Annotated in this window: 16 protein-coding genes; 8 read left to right on the forward strand and 8 right to left on the reverse strand. The window is 65.8% G+C overall.

The genetic code is table 11. The features are described 5' to 3' along the window. Positions 1-3: 3 nt before the first annotated feature. Positions 4-1,767, reverse strand: coding sequence for a M20/M25/M40 family metallo-hydrolase (locus M1D93_RS08970; RefSeq protein WP_461174746.1), 1,764 nt, complete (start codon positions 1,765-1,767; stop codon positions 4-6). 249 nt (positions 1,768-2,016) lie between these two features. On the opposite strand from M1D93_RS08970, the gene M1D93_RS08975 reads away from it, so the two are divergent. After that, on the forward strand, positions 2,017-2,748 hold the full coding sequence (locus M1D93_RS08975; RefSeq protein ID WP_461174747.1) for an AfsR/SARP family transcriptional regulator: 732 nt from the start codon (positions 2,017-2,019) through the stop codon (positions 2,746-2,748). Here the strand turns inward: M1D93_RS08975 and M1D93_RS08980 are convergent. Next, complete coding sequence (locus M1D93_RS08980; protein ID WP_461174748.1) at positions 2,745-2,996, reverse strand: hypothetical protein; 252 nt, start codon at positions 2,994-2,996, stop codon at positions 2,745-2,747. The two genes, M1D93_RS08975 and M1D93_RS08980, sit on opposite strands and share 4 nt — an antisense overlap. 231 nt (positions 2,997-3,227) lie before the next feature. On the opposite strand from M1D93_RS08980, the gene M1D93_RS08985 reads away from it, so the two are divergent. Further along, positions 3,228-3,896 carry a cyclodeaminase/cyclohydrolase family protein gene (locus M1D93_RS08985; RefSeq protein WP_461174749.1) on the forward strand — a complete coding sequence of 223 codons (669 nt, stop codon included), beginning with the start codon at positions 3,228-3,230 and terminating at the stop codon, positions 3,894-3,896. Between the two features lie 26 nt (positions 3,897-3,922). Here M1D93_RS08985 and M1D93_RS08990 read toward each other — a convergent pair whose 3' ends face one another. Continuing rightward, entirely contained in the window at positions 3,923-4,696 is a 774-nt protein-coding gene (locus tag M1D93_RS08990; protein ID WP_461174750.1) for an MBL fold metallo-hydrolase, read from the reverse strand. Between the two features lie 108 nt (positions 4,697-4,804). Between M1D93_RS08990 and M1D93_RS08995 the strand changes: the two genes are divergently transcribed. Beyond that, positions 4,805-6,193: a sigma 54-interacting transcriptional regulator gene (locus tag M1D93_RS08995; RefSeq protein WP_461174751.1), complete on the forward strand. Its 1,389-nt coding sequence runs from the start codon at positions 4,805-4,807 to the stop codon at positions 6,191-6,193. A 61-nt stretch (positions 6,194-6,254) separates the two neighbouring features. Then, positions 6,255-8,261 (forward strand): vWA domain-containing protein, encoded by a 2,007-nt coding sequence (locus M1D93_RS09000; protein WP_461174752.1) that lies wholly within the window; start codon positions 6,255-6,257, stop codon positions 8,259-8,261. Between the two features lie 34 nt (positions 8,262-8,295). Here the strand turns inward: M1D93_RS09000 and map are convergent, their stop codons facing one another. From map to M1D93_RS09020, 4 genes are all read right to left on the reverse strand, one after another. Further along, on the reverse strand, positions 8,296-9,078 hold the full coding sequence (gene map, locus M1D93_RS09005; protein ID WP_461174753.1) for a type I methionyl aminopeptidase: 783 nt from the start codon (positions 9,076-9,078) through the stop codon (positions 8,296-8,298). Between the two features lie 54 nt (positions 9,079-9,132). Further along, a complete protein-coding gene (locus tag M1D93_RS09010) occupies positions 9,133-10,416 on the reverse strand; it encodes an MFS transporter (RefSeq protein WP_461174974.1) in 1,284 nt (427 codons plus the stop codon). Positions 10,417-10,571: 155 nt separating this feature from the next. Further along, the gene (locus M1D93_RS09015) at positions 10,572-11,246 is read right to left on the reverse strand and encodes a DUF6766 family protein (protein ID WP_461174754.1); all 675 of its coding nucleotides are present in this window, start codon (positions 11,244-11,246) and stop codon (positions 10,572-10,574) included. A gap of 96 nt (positions 11,247-11,342) precedes the next feature. Further along, the gene (locus M1D93_RS09020) at positions 11,343-11,777 is read right to left on the reverse strand and encodes a hypothetical protein (RefSeq protein WP_461174755.1); all 435 of its coding nucleotides are present in this window, start codon (positions 11,775-11,777) and stop codon (positions 11,343-11,345) included. Between the two features lie 126 nt (positions 11,778-11,903). Here M1D93_RS09020 and M1D93_RS09025 point away from each other — a divergent pair, with 126 nt between their 5' ends. From M1D93_RS09025 to M1D93_RS09040, 4 genes are all read left to right on the forward strand, one after another. Continuing rightward, entirely contained in the window at positions 11,904-12,848 is a 945-nt protein-coding gene (locus M1D93_RS09025) for a 5'-3' exonuclease (protein ID WP_461174756.1), read from the forward strand. 146 nt (positions 12,849-12,994) lie between these two features. After that, positions 12,995-13,180: a hypothetical protein gene (locus M1D93_RS09030; protein ID WP_461174757.1), complete on the forward strand. Its 186-nt coding sequence runs from the start codon at positions 12,995-12,997 to the stop codon at positions 13,178-13,180. Positions 13,181-13,297: 117 nt separating this feature from the next. Continuing rightward, a complete protein-coding gene (locus M1D93_RS09035; protein ID WP_461174758.1) occupies positions 13,298-13,723 on the forward strand; it encodes a ChaB family protein in 426 nt (141 codons plus the stop codon). 32 nt (positions 13,724-13,755) lie between these two features. Next, positions 13,756-15,936: an elongation factor G-like protein EF-G2 gene (locus tag M1D93_RS09040; RefSeq protein ID WP_461174759.1), complete on the forward strand. Its 2,181-nt coding sequence runs from the start codon at positions 13,756-13,758 to the stop codon at positions 15,934-15,936. A 19-nt stretch (positions 15,937-15,955) separates the two neighbouring features. Here the strand turns inward: M1D93_RS09040 and M1D93_RS09045 are convergent, their stop codons facing one another. Then, positions 15,956-17,638 (reverse strand): alkaline phosphatase D family protein, encoded by a 1,683-nt coding sequence (locus M1D93_RS09045; RefSeq protein ID WP_461174760.1) that lies wholly within the window; start codon positions 17,636-17,638, stop codon positions 15,956-15,958. Positions 17,639-17,661 lie beyond the last annotated feature (23 nt).

A 17,661-nucleotide genomic window follows, 5' to 3' on the forward strand; every position in this document is an offset into this window, starting at 1 on the left:
CCTTCACTCGATGGGTCGGCTAAAACTGGTGCCTGTGTCCAGGGACTGGGCCACGAACATCACGTTCATCCGCAGGATCTCCAGGGCGAGGTTCAGGTCGAGTGTGTCCAGGGTGTCGCGGTCAGTATGCACCCGGTCATTCGCCGAGTCGGTTCCCTCGATCGTGAGAACGGCTGGAATGCCCAGGTCGAGAAACGGCACATGGTCGCTGTTGAACGGGTTGAGGCTGGTCTGGACTGCCAGCGAAGTGTGTTCCTGGGCGGCCCTGGCCAATGCCTCGATCACGGTACGGGACGCCGGTCCTCCCTCCAGCAACACGGTCGCGTGGCTGGTGTTTTGGCAGGCAATCATGTCCATGTTGACGACGGCGCTGATCCGCGAGCGCTCGTCCGCGTCGAGTGCGTTTACGTAGTGGCGGCTGCCGAACAGGCCCTGCTCCTCGCCCCCGAAGAGGATGAGTCGAAGGTCGTGCCTGGTGGACCGACCGGCCAGTGCCCGGCCGATAGCGAGTACGCCCGCGCTGCCGGACGCATTGTCGTCCGCCCCGGGCGCGGCCGCCCCGGCCCCCTGAATATTGACGGAATCCAGGTGCGCGGTGACCAGCACCAGATCCCGGTCCTCCCCGTTCCCTGCGCTGTCCGCTATGAGGTTGCGTGTCGTTCCGCCAGGTACCGGGACGGTTTGGAGGTGCGTGGCATAGCCCAGATCCGCCAGTTGGACTTGGGCCCACTGAAGAGCGGCGAGGAACTCGGCACTTCCGGAGTGCCGCGTGCGCAGGCGGGCCAACCTGCCGACGGCGTCCTCAAACGCCGCACGGGACACCTCATTCTCCGGTCCGGCGCCCGCTTCAACCGGCGTCGTTTGCTGCGCTCCGGGAGTCCGCTGATCGAATACCACGGTGTCGGGTAGGAGCGGGCGGACTGTGTAACAGGACGAGTGTGGCCCCACCATGACGGAGTGGCCGCCCGGACCAAGATCGACCACCAGATACCGGCCCTTGTCCACCACCACGCGCACGGCCGGATGGTCCTCCTGGAAAAGGCGGGCGGTCTGGATGACCAGGCTAAGCTGCCGTTCCGGAACGAACACCCGACGGGCAGAATCAGCCAGTCCGCTGCGGGCGAGAACATGGCCTGCCCGGGAGGCGGGGGACCGCACCACCAGGACGTCACCGAGCCTCGTCCACCTCACGTCCGCAGCTCCGAGCCGGCTGATGACGGCGTTCTGCAGCTCCGAGGGAAGCTTTAGGACAACCGTCTCGACCGGATCCCCGTTTTCAACAAACGCCTGCACCAGCGGCACGATCCCGGCCAGCGTCTCCACCTCGCCCTGCTCTTGCCCCGGTCCCCGCACATGCACGGCCTTCAGGCCAAGTTGGCGCGCGGCGATCACGTGCCCGCGGTTCTCGGTGACGAAAAGGACCTGGTCGAATTCCAGTGCAGGGTCGACCTTCGCCGCGGCAGCCCGGAAGACGGCCTCGTCCGGTTTGAAGACGCCCAATTCAGTGGACAGCGTGACGCGCTGAGCAACGGGCTCGAAGAACTGCCGGATGCCAAGGTCATCCAGCAATGTGTAGTACTGCTGCTGGATGATGGCCACGTCCGACGGCTCGGCTGGCATGTGAAAGTCGGACAAGAGACCCAGGACAACCGCTGGCCGCCCTTCAGCGCGGAGGGAAGCGATGGTCCCCAGGGTCTCCAGCGCACCGGGCAGAAGGACGCCGTCACTTTCCAACGTATCCCCGAGATCGAACAGGACGAGTTTCACAGCAGGCGCTCCACTTCCTGCCCACGCAGAAATCCTGGTGGGCCGTCGTCCTGATGGTGATGACGCCGCGTTACCCGTACGTTACTGCCTGTAGGACCAGATGTGAACCGATACCGTAGGCGCCAGCCGTTACCCCCGTGTTACGGCGCAAACCAGGTCAGATGGCGCCGGTCATTGACAGCCCGCCACGGACTGCGGAAAGTGGTTCTTGCATCTGTTCCAGCCCCGGGCTGGAGTTCGGGGGTACCCATGGGCAATGACGACTGTGGTCTTCAGTTGAGGCTGCTGCAATCGTGGCAACTTCGTCGGGACACCGAGCTACTGCATGTCGCCACGCGGCAACAACGGCTGATTACCGCGCTCGCCATCCACGGCCCCCGTCCACGGAGCTACCTCGGCGGACTGTTATGGCCGGAGATCGCAGAGCCCAGGGCGCTGGAAAGCCTCCGCGTTGCCGTGCATCTCATCTCCCGGCAGGTCCCTGGCTTGCTCATCAACAGCGGGACGGTCCTGTCCCTCAGCGAACTGGTGGAAGTAGACCTGCACAGGCTTCGGGCACAGATCCGGGAGCTGGGCCGGGCTGGACTCAACGGGAATGTCTTTTCCCTCCTCCAGCAATTACGTGATTCGGACTTGCTCCCTGGCTGGTACGAGGACTGGGTTCTCTTTGAACAGAACAGGTTGCAGCAGGATCGCCTCCACGCATACCACCTCATTGCCCGCGAGTCGCTGCTCCATGGTGACTATGAATCCGCCCTGGAGGCGGCGGAGGCCGCGCTGGCCCTCGAACCGCTCTACGAAAGCGCCGTCGGGCTCCTCATCGAGGCCGAAAGGAGGCGGGGCAACAACGCTGCCGCGCTTCGTGCCTTCGTGAGCTATGAATCGCGATTGAAGGAGGACATGAGCCTCGTGCCGTCGGAGGCCATTCGCCGCCTCGCAGCGGACATCACGTTACAGGTACGCCGGACGGGAAGTACTTAGGCCTCTCCCGGAGTCTCCGTCTGGGAAAGAAGCCACTGGCCAACCTCCCGCAGGACTTCATCCGCATCGTCCTTATAAACAGTCTTCGGCTGGGAGGTCGGGGACTGGCTGTAGGTCAACCTTGCGCGAAACCCCGGTGTCCGGCCGGGTTCGTTCCAGGTGCGGATGACCAGGGTGCCCATCGACGGCATTGCCGGATCCAACTCGTCACCGTCGAAAAATTCCGACGGAGGACCATCCGTTGTCATGACATGTCACCTTACTCTCATTTAGACCAGATCCTGCTGCCTTGATCCTGCTAAAGAACAATCAGGAATCAGCTTGTGTACGGCAAAGGTTTGATCAAGATCGCCCGAGGGACAGGCCGGGCAAGGCAAGGATCAGTGCCGGGCGCCGTCGCGCGCTTACAGGCCTGAACACCTGCCCCTTGATAGTGGCGGGGCGCAGGAGGACGCGCACCAAGGGGCACAATAGGTGCCATGGCTGATTCTGAAGCGGTGACAACCCAGGGCTCAACGGTTGAGGAATGGACGCAGGCGTTGGCGGAGTCAAAGGGCTCGCCGGGCGGAGGGGCAGGGACGGGCGTAATGCTTGCCATCGCCGCGTCCCTGATGTCGATGGTGGCCGGCTATACAAAGCCAGGCCATGGCCAGGACGGAGACCTCGCCGACATCCACGCCCGTGCGCGTTCGCTCCGTGAAACCGCCCTGCGACTGGCCGACGACGACGCTGCCGCCTCCGAAGCTTTCGGCGCGGCATTCCGCCTGGAACCTGGGCGGGAGCGTGATGACGCGATCCACCAGGCGTCCGTCAACGCCGCCAAGGCATCGGCCGTGCTCGGCGAACGGGCGATGGAAGCCACCGAAGACCTTGGCTGGCTCGCTTCGCACGGGAACCCGGCGCTGATCGCCGATGTGGTGGTGGCATTCGGCGCCCTCCGGGCAGCAGTGGCCGGGGCGCGCACGAACGTCAGTTTTGATCTCGCCACGCTTCGATCCGCGGGCGCCTCGCTTGAGCAGATCCGCGACGAACACCAGGCTTTGTGGGCGACGGTGCAGCAGCTCAACTCAGCCCTCGACCGGATCGACGAACTGACAGACGCGGTGGATCACCGCGCCGCTCCTACTGACACTGACGCCGTGGAGTAGTCGGTGGCACACAGAGTCAGCGGGCGTTAGTCAGTTCCCCGGCGAAGCGCTGCCAGGGCTTCGGCCAGGGTCATGCGCAGCGCCGGGCCGTGGCCGGGAAGCACCACCGACGCTTGGACGCTGTCCAACCGGCGAATGGCGGACAGGGCCGCGGCCGGGTCCGCATGGTACATGCGGGGGAGCATCTGGGGCCCGGTCCTCCGGGTCAGCGGATGGCCGGCGGCGAAGCAATCTCCAACGGCGATTGCTCCTGCCGTTGGCAGGAGGACCGCGGCGTTCCCGGGCGTATGCCCCGGTACCAGGATGGCTTCCGGATTGCCGGGCAGGCTCCGGAGCGTCACGGCGTCCCACGCCTGGGCACGGGTCGCCGGCTTTGCAGTGAGCGCTCCCGCTTTGAGCACATGGAGCATCCACCGGAAAACGCGGGGGCGCCACGCCCGGAGGAGGACCTGGCCCAAGGTGACCTGGTGCTTCTCCCTGCCCTGGACGTGGGCCAACTCTTCGGGCGCGCACAGGACGGGCGTGCCGTACGCGCTGGAGAAGTGGGCGGCACCCCCGGTGTGGTCCACGTGGCCGTGCGTGATGAGCACGGCCCGGGCCTCGGCCGGCTGCAGTCCGAGGTGCCTGATGGACTCCAGCACCAGGGGGCAGTCCGCGGGGTAGCCGCCGTCGATGAGGATAAAGCCCAAGCCGTCGCGGACCACGATCCAGTTCGAGGCCGGTCCCTCGACGAGGAAGACGCCGGGCGCCTGCCCGGAAACGCGGGAGGAAGGATGCCACTCCTGGGCTGCGGAACGCATTGGCATATCGTAGCCGCCGGGTCCGTTGACCGGGCGTCTCCTGACCTACACCAACGCGTTTGGAGAAATCCCTCGATTCACAGCACATGGGGGGACTACCGTGGAGTGGTGACTGATCGACCCGATATCTTCACTGTTGGTGAACTGCGCGCAGCGGGCCACATCCAGAAGGACCTGCGCCACGAGATCCGCGACAACCTGCTCGCTGCGCTCGCCGCCGGCCGCGATCCATGGCCCGGACTCTATGGCTTCAGCAGGACCGTCCTTCCCCAGCTCGAGCGTGCCTTGATCGCAGGCCACGACGTGGTGCTCCTCGGCGAAAGGGGCCAGGGCAAAACACGGCTCCTCCGCACGCTGGCCGGGCTGCTGGACGAATGGTCCCCGGTCATCGAAGACTCCGAACTCAATGAACACCCGTACGAGCCCATCACAGAGCACTCCCGCGCCCGCGCCCTCACCGAAGGGGACCGGATGCGCGTGGCGTGGCGCCACCGGTCGGAGCGGTACGTGGAGAAGCTCGCCACACCGGACACCTCCGTAGCTGACCTCATCGGCGACGTCGATCCGATGCGGGTGGCCGAGGGCCGCCGGCTGGGGGACCCGGAAACCATCCACTACGGCCTGGTCCCGCGCTCCAACCGTGGCATCATCGCGATCAACGAACTGCCGGACCTTGCGGAACGGATCCAGGTGTCGATGCTCAACGTGATGGAAGAGCGGGATATCCAGATCCGCGGATACGTGCTGCGGCTGCCGCTTGACGTGCTTGTCGTCGCGTCCGCCAACCCGGAGGATTACACCAACCGGGGCAGGATCATCACGCCTCTGAAGGACCGCTTCGGTGCCGAGATCCGGACCCACTACCCGATCGAGCTCGCCGACGAGGTGGCGGTTATCCGGCAGGAGGGGCAGCTGGTGGCCGATGTCCCGCCCGTCATCCTCGAAATCCTTGCCCGCTACACCCGCGCGCTCCGGCAGTCCCCGGCGATCAACCAGACCTCCGGGGTCTCCGCACGGTTTGCCATCGCCGGTGCCGAAACCGTCGCCGCAGCCGCGCTTCGCCGGGCCAGCGTCCGGGGGGAAGGCGAGGCGGTGGCCCGCATCGTGGACCTTGGCACCGCCGTGGACGTCCTCACCGGCAAGATCGAATTCGAGTCCGGGGAAGAAGGCCGCGAGCAGGCGGTCCTGGACCATCTCCTGCGCACCGCCACCGCCGAAGCAGTGCGGGCCCACTATCAAGGCATCGACATGGGCCCGCTCGTCGCCGCGCTCGACGGCCACAGGACCGTGACCACCGGCGAACACGTCACGGCGCAGGAATTCCTGCAAAACCTGCCGTCCCTGAACGGATCCAAACTGTACGACGAGATCAGCGGCCGGCTGGGCGCAACGAATGAAGGGCAGCGCGCCGCCGCCATCGAACTCGCCCTGGAAGGCCTCTACCTCGCCCGGCGGATCTCGAAAGAGTCCGACGACGAGGAAACCATTTACGGCTAGCACAAGCAGGCCGCCGGCAGGCCGAAAGCAGCGGTCGGCCAGGACACGAAGAGGAGGCGTTATGGGCATCCACAACCACTCCGCCAGGTACGGCCGGTACACAGGCGGGCCGGACCCGCTCGCGCCGCCCGTCGACCTGGCAGAGGCGCTCGACGCCGTCGCCGAGGACGTTATGGCCGGCTATTCGCCGCGGCACGCACTGCAGGAGTTCCTGCGCCGCGGCGGCCGGGACCGGGAAGGCCTGGATGACCTCGCCAGGCGCGTCCAGCAGCGCCGCAGTGAACTCCTGGGCCGGCACCGCCTGGACGGCACCCTCAACGAGGTACAAAAGCTGCTTGAAACGGCGGTACTGGAGGAACGCAAGCAGCTTGCCCGGGACGCCATGATGGACAACACCGACCGGGCCGTCCGGGAGATGCAACTGCAAAACCTGCCTCAGTCCACGGCGGCCGCGGTCAACGAGCTGGCCTCCTATGACTGGCAGTCCGGCACCGCCCGGGAGGCCTACGAACGGATTAAGGACCTGCTGGGCCGTGAGGTCCTGGACCAGCGGTTCGCCGGGATGAAGCAGACGCTCGAGCACGCCACGGAGGAGGACCGGGCTGCCGTGAACAGCATGCTGCGGGACCTCAACGAATTGCTGGACAAACACCGGCGCGGCGAAGACACCGACGCGGACTTCCAGGAGTTCATGGCCCGGCATGGCGGTTTCTTCCCCGAAAGCCCCCAATCCGTGGAGGAGCTCATTGACGCACTGGCCAAGCGGGCGGCCGCGGCTCAACGGCTCCTGCAATCCATGTCTGCCGAACAGCGTGATGAGCTCATGCGGCTCTCGGCCCAGGCTTTCGGTTCGCCGGAACTAATGGCCCAACTCGATCAGCTCGACTCCAGCCTGCGGGCCCTGCGCCCAGGGGAGGACTGGACCGGCTCCGAACGCTTTGAGGGCCAGGAGGGCCTTGGCCTGGGGGACGGCACCGGTGTGCTCCAGGACATCGCCGAGCTGGACGGGTTGGCCGAACAGCTGTCCCAGTCCTACAACGGATCCAACCTCGGCGATCTGGACCTGGATGCCCTCGCCCGCCAGCTCGGCCAGAATGCCGCCGTAACAGCCCGCACGCTGGCTGAGATAGAGCGGGCCATGCAGGATGGCGGCTACCTCCGACGGGGAGCCGACGGCGACCTGCGGCTGTCCCCGCAGGCCATGCGGAGGCTGGGCAAGTCCTTGTTGCAGGACACCGCAAAGCAGCTGTCAGGCCGGCAGGGGCGGCGGGACACGCGGGTGGCCGGCGCCGCCGGGGAGCAGACCGGTTCCAGCCGCCAGTGGGAGTTCGGGGACGCGGAGCCCTGGGACGTCACACGCACCCTGACGAACGCGATCAGCCGTACCGTGGCCGACGGCGGAAACCCCGCACGGGGATTGCACCTTACAGCCGCCGACATCGAAATCAGCGAAACAGAAGCCCGCACCCAGGCCGCCGTCGTCCTGCTCGTCGATGTGTCGTTTTCGATGGCCGCCGAGGGGCGGTGGGTGCCGATGAAGCGCACTGCCCTGGCGTTGCACCACCTCATCTCCACCCGCTTCCGCGGCGACCGGCTGGAACTGATCACCTTCGGCCGCTACGCGCAGTCGATGGATATCGGCGAGCTGACGGCCCTGCCGGTCCGCCGGGAACAGGGAACCAACCTGCATCACGGGCTGCTGCTCGCGGGCCGTTTCTTCCGCCGGCACCCGTCCATGCAGCCCGTCCTCCTTGTGGTGACCGACGGGGAACCTACTGCGCATCTGCTGCCCGAGGGCGAGCCGTGGTTCTGCTGGCCTTCGGACCCTGAAACCATCCGCATCACAGTGGCAGAGCTTGACCGCCTGGGGCGTGCAGGGGCGCAGGCGACGTTTTTCCGGCTCGGCGATGATCCCAGCCTTGAGCGGTTCGTCCAGCGTATGGTGCGGCGGGTCGGCGGCAGGGTTGTCGCGCCCGATGTTGGGGGCCTTGGGGCCGCCGTCGTGGGGGAGTACCTGCGCGCACACTTCCGCGGGCGCGCCTTCGGTGACGCCGACTGGGCGTCCTGAATATTCTGACCGGGGATGTCGATCAACAGCGGCTTCAGGAAAGGGCCTGCCTCGGCAACGTGAGAATTTCCGCACCGTCGTCGGTGATGGCGATCGTGTGCTCACTGTGGGCCGTCCGGCACCCGGTAGCGCTCCGGAGCGTCCAGCCGTCGGGATCGGTGATGAGTTCAGCGGTGTCCGCCATAACCCAGGGCTCCAATGCCAGCAGCAGCCCGGGGCGCAGCGTGTATCCACGGCCGGGTCGTCCGGTGTTTGGCACGTGGGGGTCCTGGTGCATTGTTGATCCGATCCCATGGCCGCCGAACTGGGTGTTGACCGGATAGCCGGCCTCGCGAAGGACGGAGCCAATAGCGTGGGAGATGTCACCGATGCGGGCGCCGGGGCCGGCAGCGGCTATTCCTGCGTACAGCGCGCGTTCAGTCGCGTCGATCATGGCGACGCTCTCCAGAGGTTTTGAGTCGCCCACGATGAAGCTGATGGCGGAGTCTGCAGCGACGCCGCCTTTGGAGACGGCGAGGTCGAGCGTCAGCAGGTCGCCGTCGGCAAGTGCGTAGTCGTGGGGCAGTCCGTGGAGCACGGCGTCGTTGACGGCGGTGCAGATGTAGTGCCCGAATGGTCCGCGCCCGAAGGACGGCTCGTAGTCCACGTAGCAGGACTGCGCTCCGGCCTCGAGGATCATGGCCTTGGCCCACCGGTCGATGTCCAGGAGGCTGGTGCCCACTGTGCTGCGGCGCTTCAGGGTCTGCAGGATATGGGCGACCAGGGCACCTGCCTCCTTTGCCCGGCCCAGTTCCGCGGAGTTCAGGATCTCAATCATGCGGCACCTTTCCAGAACCAATAACTATCCCGGCCATACTATTGCCGCAGCCTCTCAGGGACGGGTCTCCTCGGCCGGCCCCTTATCCGGTTGCTCAGTTGACGCATTGGCTACATCCGCCGCGGCGCCCTGCCGCCGGCTGGCAACCAGGAACGGAACCGCAAGGCTTTGGAAGATCCCGGCCAGGGCCAGCGATAAGGGATAGCCGTACAGGTCGGCGCTCCTGCCGAGCACCGGCTGCACCACAACCCCGCCGCTGGATCCCATCAGTGAGTCAAAGCTCAGCACCGTGGCCCGTTGCTTGGACGGGATCATGTCGTTCACGTACGCCTGCCGTACCGGCATGGCGGCGGAATCGATCACCGCCCATAGCGTCAACAGGACCAGGGCCACCCAGAACACGCGGGCAAACCCGAGCACCAGCAGAATCAAGGCGCTGATGCTCCCGCTCAGGATCAACACGGACGTGCGCTTGCGGAACAGCCGCCGGACATAGGGGGCAAGCCAGCCGCCCACCACCTCCGCGCCCGCCACGATGGCCGCGGCAAGCCCGGCAACGGAATATGCGCGGGGGTCGCCAAAAAGCTCCAGCAGGTAGGGCTGGAGGGCATAAAAAACATAGATTCCGACGCCGGCGCTGAAGGGGGCAGCCAGCATCACGTACCGTACGGGCGGGATTTTCAAGCCATTTTCGATTGAGGCGGACAGCACTGCCCGCGTCGCGCGCAAAGGATGCGTCGAACGCTCGGGGGTGAACCCGACGTCGTGCATCAATCCAAAGGCCACCGCGAACATTGCCAGCAGCACCCCCACCCGCACCAGGAACGGCACACCGAGGTCCGTAGCCTGGGCGATCACGCCGCCGGCCACGGAACCGGCGAGCATCGCCACGCCCGAGACCATCTGCCCGCGCCCGAACACCGCCTCCAGCCCGCCTTCATACCCGGAGTAGCGCAGGGCATCAACAAGCCAGGCCTCAACCGCGCCGGAGAAGAAGGTGAAGCCCAGGCCAAGCAGCACGGACACCGCTGCCCACCAGGCGAACGGGGCGGAGAACTGCCACAGCAGGTAGTAGAGGTAAGTGGACCCGGCCAGGGTCACGGTGCCGAGCAGGAATGACACCCGGCGGCCCCAGCTGTCGGCGACCACCCCGGTGGGGACCTCGAAAATCACCATCCCGGCCGTGAAGAAGGCGTTGGCGGCGAAGGCTTCGAAATTGCTGAGGCCCGCGTCCAGCAGGAACAGCGTGTTAACGCCCCAGATGAAGGAAGCCGCAAGCGTATTGCCCAGCGTCAACGTCAGGTAGATGCGCTGGATCCTTCGGGCTGCGGCGTTCATCGGTTCGCTGGCCCGGGCCCTGCGTGCAAGGAACACGAGGCCATTCTCGCCCCGTGCAGGCTCCCGGTGCCAGAGCCCCCAACAAACCGGTCGACGGCAGCGGCGAGGCCAGGAACAGGTCAGCGAATCAACGCGCTTTGCTGCCGACCGTCGTCTCAGCCCGTGGTGCCAGTATCGTCGTGTGCGGATCCGACGGGTTTGGATTCAGGTGACCCGCGCTGGCGGAGGTAGATCGACAGGACAACCATGGACCCCACGGCCAGGAACTCCGACTGCCAGTTTTGCAGTGTCCGGTTCCAGAAGTCGGGTGAACCGACGTACTCGAGCCACGGGATGGGGTCCTGGAAGTTCCGCAGTTGCTCTTCGTTGAAGGCCGCGTGCCCGGTCAGCGACTGGACGAGCCACGACAGGACGAAGATTAGTCCCATGGTGGCCGCCAGCGAGTTTGAGAATACCGTCAGGCGCCAGCCTCGGGCTCGTGCCCAGGCAGGGGATTTATCGTTGGCGTGCTCACCGACCAGTTGTTCTTCATCGGATTCAACCCCCTCCTTGCCCAGCTCCTTGGACTCCGGCGACCCCTTCTGGACCAGCCAGATCGTGGCCACGAGGTAGAGCAGGAATTGAAGGTACTCTGACTGCCAGTTCTCCGATACGTCGACGGCGAAGCTTGAAGAGGTGAGGTATTGCGCGAAGCTGATCTCGTCCAGCCCGGCGGCGAGTTGCTCTTCATTGAAGACAGCCTGCCCGGTGATGGCCTGCCCCAGGACCGCGAGCAGGAAAATTCCTCCGAAAAAGAGGCTCAGTCCATTATTTTTCAACCCGTTTTTCACATCAGCATCCTTATCCGCGGACCAGCCCGACAAACGCCATGTAGGCCAGCCCGCCGAAGATGAGGATCAGGTAGAGAACGAAGGACCACCGCATTCTTATTTGCCTCCTACTTCGCACGAGTATGGGGAATCTCCCCTGGGGCTGCATCCCGCGGCTGTGACGCGCCATGCCGAGCCGGAGAAGGCCATAAAAACCACATCGCCGTCGAACTCCACCAGAGCCTCCCGCCCGTACGCTTCGGTATTCATAAGCGTCCCTGCTGCGGATAGCTGCAAGGATTCCAGGGCGGATTCGCAGCTGCCGCCGTTGCGTTCTGCGGCCTGCCGGCGCGTATCGGGCTGCAGCACTCCACATGCAGCGGACCAGTCGGAGGACCTTACGGCCTCGTGGAAGTCCTGTGCCGTTGACGAGGCACCCGTAGCGTCCGGAGCGCAACTGGTAACGGCGGCCATAACAAGCAGGCAGGCGACGGCCGGCAGCGGCCTGCGGAGCCCTCCGACACTGAACCTGGACGGAGCCCTTGCGTTCACGTACCCTCCTTCGGACGTCACTGCTGTGATGAACTTACTGCAGAACCAAAGGATGGGAACAGCACAACGCCCAGCGGCAAGATGCACAGCTCCCACAAGGAGTCCGTTCCGTGTCAGGATCAGGGTATGCCTGACCGCCTGATGCTGCTGGACACCGCCTCGCTGTACTTCCGCGCCTTTTACGGCCTGCCCGATTCCATCCGCCGCGCCGACGGGATCCCCGTCAACGCGGTCCGGGGTCTCCTGGACATGATCGCCAGGCTGACCACGGACTACGGGGCCACCCACCTCATCGCCTGCTGGGATGACGACTGGCGGCCGCAGTGGCGGGTGGACCTGGTGCCCACCTACAAGTCGCACCGCGTTGCGGAGGCCTTCACGGACGCCCCTGATGTGGAGGTGGTGCCGGACGCCCTTGAGGCACAGTTGCCCTTGATCCGCCATGCCCTGGGCCTGGCCGGCATCGCCATCGTCGGTGCGGCTGAGCACGAGGCCGACGACGTTGTGGGCACCTACGCCAGCCACGCCGACCTTCCAGTCGACGTGGTCACCGGGGACCGCGATCTCTTCCAAATCTGCGATGACGCCCGCCAGGTCCGGGTGATCTACACCGCGCGCGGCATGAAAAACCTGGACGTCATGACCGAGGCGGTGGTGGTGGGGAAGTACCGCGTGCTGCCGCAGCAATACGCGGATTACGCCACCCTTCGCGGGGACGCGTCGGACGGACTGCCGGGTGTGGCCGGCATCGGGGAGAAGACAGCAGCATCGTTGCTCCTGAAGTACGGCACCCTCGAAAACCTCCTGGAGGCAGCAGCGGACCCGCAGAGCGGACTGTCCTCACCTGTCCGGGCCAAGCTGGAAGCCGCCGCGGATTACCTCATGGCCGCGCCCGCCGTCGTACGCCTTGTGCGGGACCTGGAGCTGCCCTCCCTTGAGGAAGCCGGCGCCAAGCTGCAGCCCGTCACCGGCGGCGCGCGCGCGGAGCTTGAAAGCCTCGGCACCGAATGGAACCTTGGCGGATCGGTCCGGCGGCTCCTCGACGCGCTGGACAGAACCCGGCCAAGCTGAACCTGCGGCGCCGGTTACTCCTGTAGCAGTGGTGAAATTGCTTGTTTCTTGAGCAAAAGTGGCATGGTTGGGCCGTATTCCTGCCGTTAGGGTGGCTTCAGCGGTTCAAGCAGCCGGACCGCTCAATTGGGGGATTGGAGTGGCTCGTGGCGGAAAGCCCGGACAAGCGCGGCAGTGCCAAAGGGGACCGGAAGAAAAGCGGTACCGATGACGCGGTCGATGCGGAGGAAGCGGAGCAGCAGGCGGACGCCCCTGCCCCCGCGCCCGACGTGGAACCCCGCCGCCCGCGCCTCTACGGCTACGATCCCGACCATTGGCCGGAGCAGGCTTAGCCCTGCCTTACACGGCGGGGTCCCCGGCCGGCACCGGAAGCAGACAAGGAAACCAGGGCGTGGCTAAGCTTGGTGTGTCCGGACGATCAGCCTGCTGACAAAGGTGCGGTGAGTGCAATGCCGAAGACGGGAAAGAACGACCATGCCCGGAAGGACGAGCTTCCTTCGACCCTGCAGCGCTCCGACCAAAAAGCGCAGGACACGTTTGCCAAAACCTACGATTCCGCCATGGAGTCCTATGACAACGACGAAAGCCGTGCCGCCCGGGCCGCCTACGCATCACTGAAGCACAGCTACGAAAAAGTGGGGGACCACTGGGAGCCCAAAGAGAAACGCGGCCCCTCCGACAAACGGGCGGAAAAGGGACCCGGCGCAGCCGAGCCCACCGCAGGCGGCGTGGACGCCAACGCCTCGAAAAAACACCTGCTGGAGCGTGCCCGGGAGCTGGATATCGCCGGCCGCTCAAAAATGGACAAGGACGAACTCGTCAAAGCGCTGCAAAAGGCTAACGAAGCCGCCACCCGCAAGGCCCGCGAAAAGTAAAAACAACCAGGCAAAGACGCCAGGAGGTTCCAATGTCGGTCAAAGGCACCAAAGACGCAGCAGGTACTGCAGGGCGCGGCGGGCCCGAAGGGCGCCAGGGCAACGGCACCGCCGGCATCTCCCCGCGGGACCCCGCCATGGTTCGGAATGTGGCACTTGTTGGCCGGTCCGGTGCCGGCAAAACGACCCTCGTCGAGGCCCTGCTGGAGGCCAACGGGATGATCACCAGGAAGGGCTCAGTGGTTGACGGGACCACGGTGAGCGACTCCGATCCCGCCGCCATTCATCAGCAACGCTCCGTGACGTTGTCCGTTGTGCCGCTGACCGTGGCCGGAATGAAGATAAACCTCCTCGATACCCCGGGCTACCCGGACTTCATCGGGGAGCTCCGGGCAGGGCTTCGCGCGGCGGACGCCGTCCTCTTTGCCGTCTCCGCTGTTGACGGCGTGGATGCAAGCACCACGGCGATCTGGCAGGAGTGCCAGTACCTGGGGATGCCGCGCGCAGTGGCCATCACCCGGCTCGACCATCCCCGGGCCGATTACGACGGCGTCCTCGCCGCCTGCCGCGCGGCGTTCGGCGACACCGTGCTTCCGTTGTACGTTCCCGTCAGCACCGGCGGGGAGGTCACCGGGCTCCTCGGCCTGCTGTCCGGTACGGTCTTCGAGTATTCGCCGGAGTCGGCACACGCAACGCCACGCGCCGGGGAGCCGCGGGAAATCGCGGCAGCGGACGCTGCGCGGGCCGAGCTCATCGAGGGGATCATCGCGGAGAGCGAAGATGAAACGCTGATGGAGCGTTACCTCGGCGGCGAGGAGATCAACGCCGACGTCCTCATCGCAGACCTGGAAACCGCCGTCGCCCGCGGAACGTTCTTCCCTGCCGTGCCTGCCTCGGCGCTCACCGGGCTGGGTACGGCGGAACTGCTGGAGCTCCTCACCAAGGCGTTTCCGTCGCCGCCGGAGCGCAGCCTGCCGCGGGCAACAGACCTTGCCGGAGCGCCGGTCCGGAACCTTGCCTGCAACCCCGAGGGGCCGCTGGCGGCCGAAGTGGTGCGCACCACCGTGGACGCCTTCCTGGGACGCGTCTGCCTGGTCCGGGTCTTCTCCGGAACCCTGCGCGGTGATACCCCCGTACACGTCAGCGGACATGGGCTGGCGGACCGTGGACACCAGGACCACGATACCGACGAGCGCCTCACCCACCTGTACTCGCCACTCGGAGCCACCCTTCGGCCCGTGCCCTTTTGTATCGCCGGCGACATCGCCGCGGTAGCCAAACTGGGCAGCGCCGAGACCGGGGATACCATCTCGGCCAAGGACCAGCCGCTGCTGCTGGCCACCTGGGAGATGCCCGAGCCGCTGATGCCGGTCGCCATAGAAGCCGATTCCCATGGCGACGAGGATGCCCTGGCCCGCAGCTTGGGAAAGGTGGCCGCCGGCGACCCCACCCTTCGCGTGGAACGCAATGCCGAAACCCACCAGCTGATTCTCTGGTGCATGGGGGAGGCACACGCCGAAGTGGTGCTGGACAGGCTGCGGGACCAGGGAGTGAAGCTGCATACGGTGGACGTCGTGACACCGCTGCGGGAGACCTTCTCCAGCCGTGCGGCAGGGCACGGCCGCCACGTCAAACAGTCCGGCGGCCACGGCCAGTTTGCCGTCTGCGACATCGAGGTTGAGCCCCTGCCCCGGGGTGCAGGATTTGAATTCCTCGACAAAACGGTGGGCGGCGTCATCCCCGGAACCTTCATCTCCTCCGTTGAAAAGGGCGTGCGTGCCCAGATGCAGAAAGGCGTTGCTTCCGGTTTTCCCGTGGTGGATGTCCGTGTCACCGTCGTGGGCGGCAAGGCACACAGTGTTGACTCCTCGGACGCAGCCTTCCAGGCAGCCGGTGCCCTTGCCTTGCGGGAGGCGGCGGCAGCAGGCAAAATCCAGCTGCTGGAGCCTGTCTCGTCAGTGGTGATCAGCGTCCCGGACGAGCACGTGGGGACCGTGATGAGTGATCTTTCCGCGCGCCGCGGCCGGCTGACCGGCACCACGTCCTCCGGCGGGGACAGGACGGAGATCACGGCGGAGGTGCCGGACCAGGAACTCCTGAAATATGCGGTGGAGCTGCGTTCCCTGACCGCGGGCACCGGCACCTTCAGCCGCCAGTACCTCAGGCATGATCCCGTACCCGGCAACGTGGCGGCCGCCGGGGCCGGCAGGTGACGGTGCGCGCACACCCCTATTAGGGCGCCTGGGGCGCAGGCTGCTCCACCTTCCTGGCAGCGATGGTGAGGGAAGCGACCCGCTCAAGCCGTGGATGGAGGTGGTCCCCGCCCTCCACCACACCCTTCTGCCACCACATGTTCATGCCTTCGGGGGTGACCTCCAGGCAGGCCAGGTTGTTGTCGAACCACGGACCTTTGATGCCGGACCATTTATAGGGCGGGTCAGGAACCTTGGCGGAGCGCGCGGCCACAGCCCCCAGGGACGCCGCAAGCCCGTAGGACGAGACGGCCGTGACAAACCGCATCAGCCGAGGCAGCGGGTTACGGATGGGAGAGCAGACAGCCTGGATAATCCTGCTTCCCGTTGCCCGCCGCACTTCCGACACGTAGGAAAAGTGGACGTCCCCCGACAGGAACATCACCGTTTCAGGCGCGTCCCCCCGTTTGCCGTCGGCCACCTCGGCGGCCATAACGGCGAGGCGCTGAAAACTTTTCTGGAACGCCGCCCAATGTTCCAGGTCCAAAGCCTGGCGCAGCTTCTCCCCGGCCTTGGCGGGCACCTTTCCCCACGCGCCCTCGGCAATGGCCTCGTTCCAGGATTCCACGTAGTGCAGTCCCATCGGCAGGAGGAACGGCAGCGACGTGGCAATAAGCAGGTGGCGGACACCGCCACGCATGCTGTCATCAAGCCACGCCATTTCGACGTCGTCCAGGAGCGCCCGCCGGTCCGGCGACAGGTTCCGCGCAGCACGGGAGTCCAGCACAATCAGCCTGGTGTCACCGAAGTCCCGGCACAGGCTCCACCGGTAGGACTCAGGGTTGGCATCGGCGCGTTCCACGAGTTTGTCCAGCTCGCCGCTCAGATCAAGCTCGTTGCTGCCGGTATGCCGGACCACCCGCTGCCACAGGACATCCTGGGCGCGTTCCTGCGGGGAAAGGTTTCCCAGATGCTGGTACACCCAGTACGACGCCAGGCCCGAAACCACCCGCTCCTGCCACCAACTGGTTGCCCCCATCTTCTGCTTCCACGTTTGTGACGAGTTCCAGTCGTCACGGATGTCGTGGTCATCGAAGATCATGGTGCTGGGCAGGGTGGACAGCAACCACCGGTTGGCCGGGTCCGACCACGCCAGATAGTAGAGGTGGGCGTACTCCTCGTAGTCCTTGAGCTCCTTTCCAGGGGGTTCCTTGATGTCCCGCCGGGAGCGGATGAACTCCTGCATGTGGCTGCTGGTCGAGTCCGCGTAGACCTGGTCGCCCAGGAACGCCACCAGGTCCGGCCACGGCGTGCCGTCGTCGGAAGCCATCTGCAGGGCGTAGGCGCGCAGGGAGTCGACGCCGTGGCTGCGGTTTCCCGAGGCATCGTGCGGGACGCTGGTGCGGCAGGAACCGAAGGCCAGCCGAAGGGGCCTGCCGGGAGCCAGGGTTGCGATCTTCGACGCCGGCCAAGGGGATTCCGGTTTGGGCCACACCTCGGTCCCGTTGACCTCGACACTGTAGGGAGCGACGGTTCCCGGTTCCAGCGCCGTCACCTCCACCAGGGCGTAGTGGTGGCCGTGGACAGCGAAGGTGCGGGCTGTCCAGGATTTTCCAAGGGCGCGGACGGTCACGTCTGCGGCGCTGCGCGTCTCCACCCAGATGCTCGCTGAGGTTTCATCCACGTACCGCATCATTGGGCCGAGCACCAGGGGCGATGTCATGACTAAGTTGTACCCGCTCCGGA

This window comes from Arthrobacter sp. Z1-9, assembly GCF_054792695.1.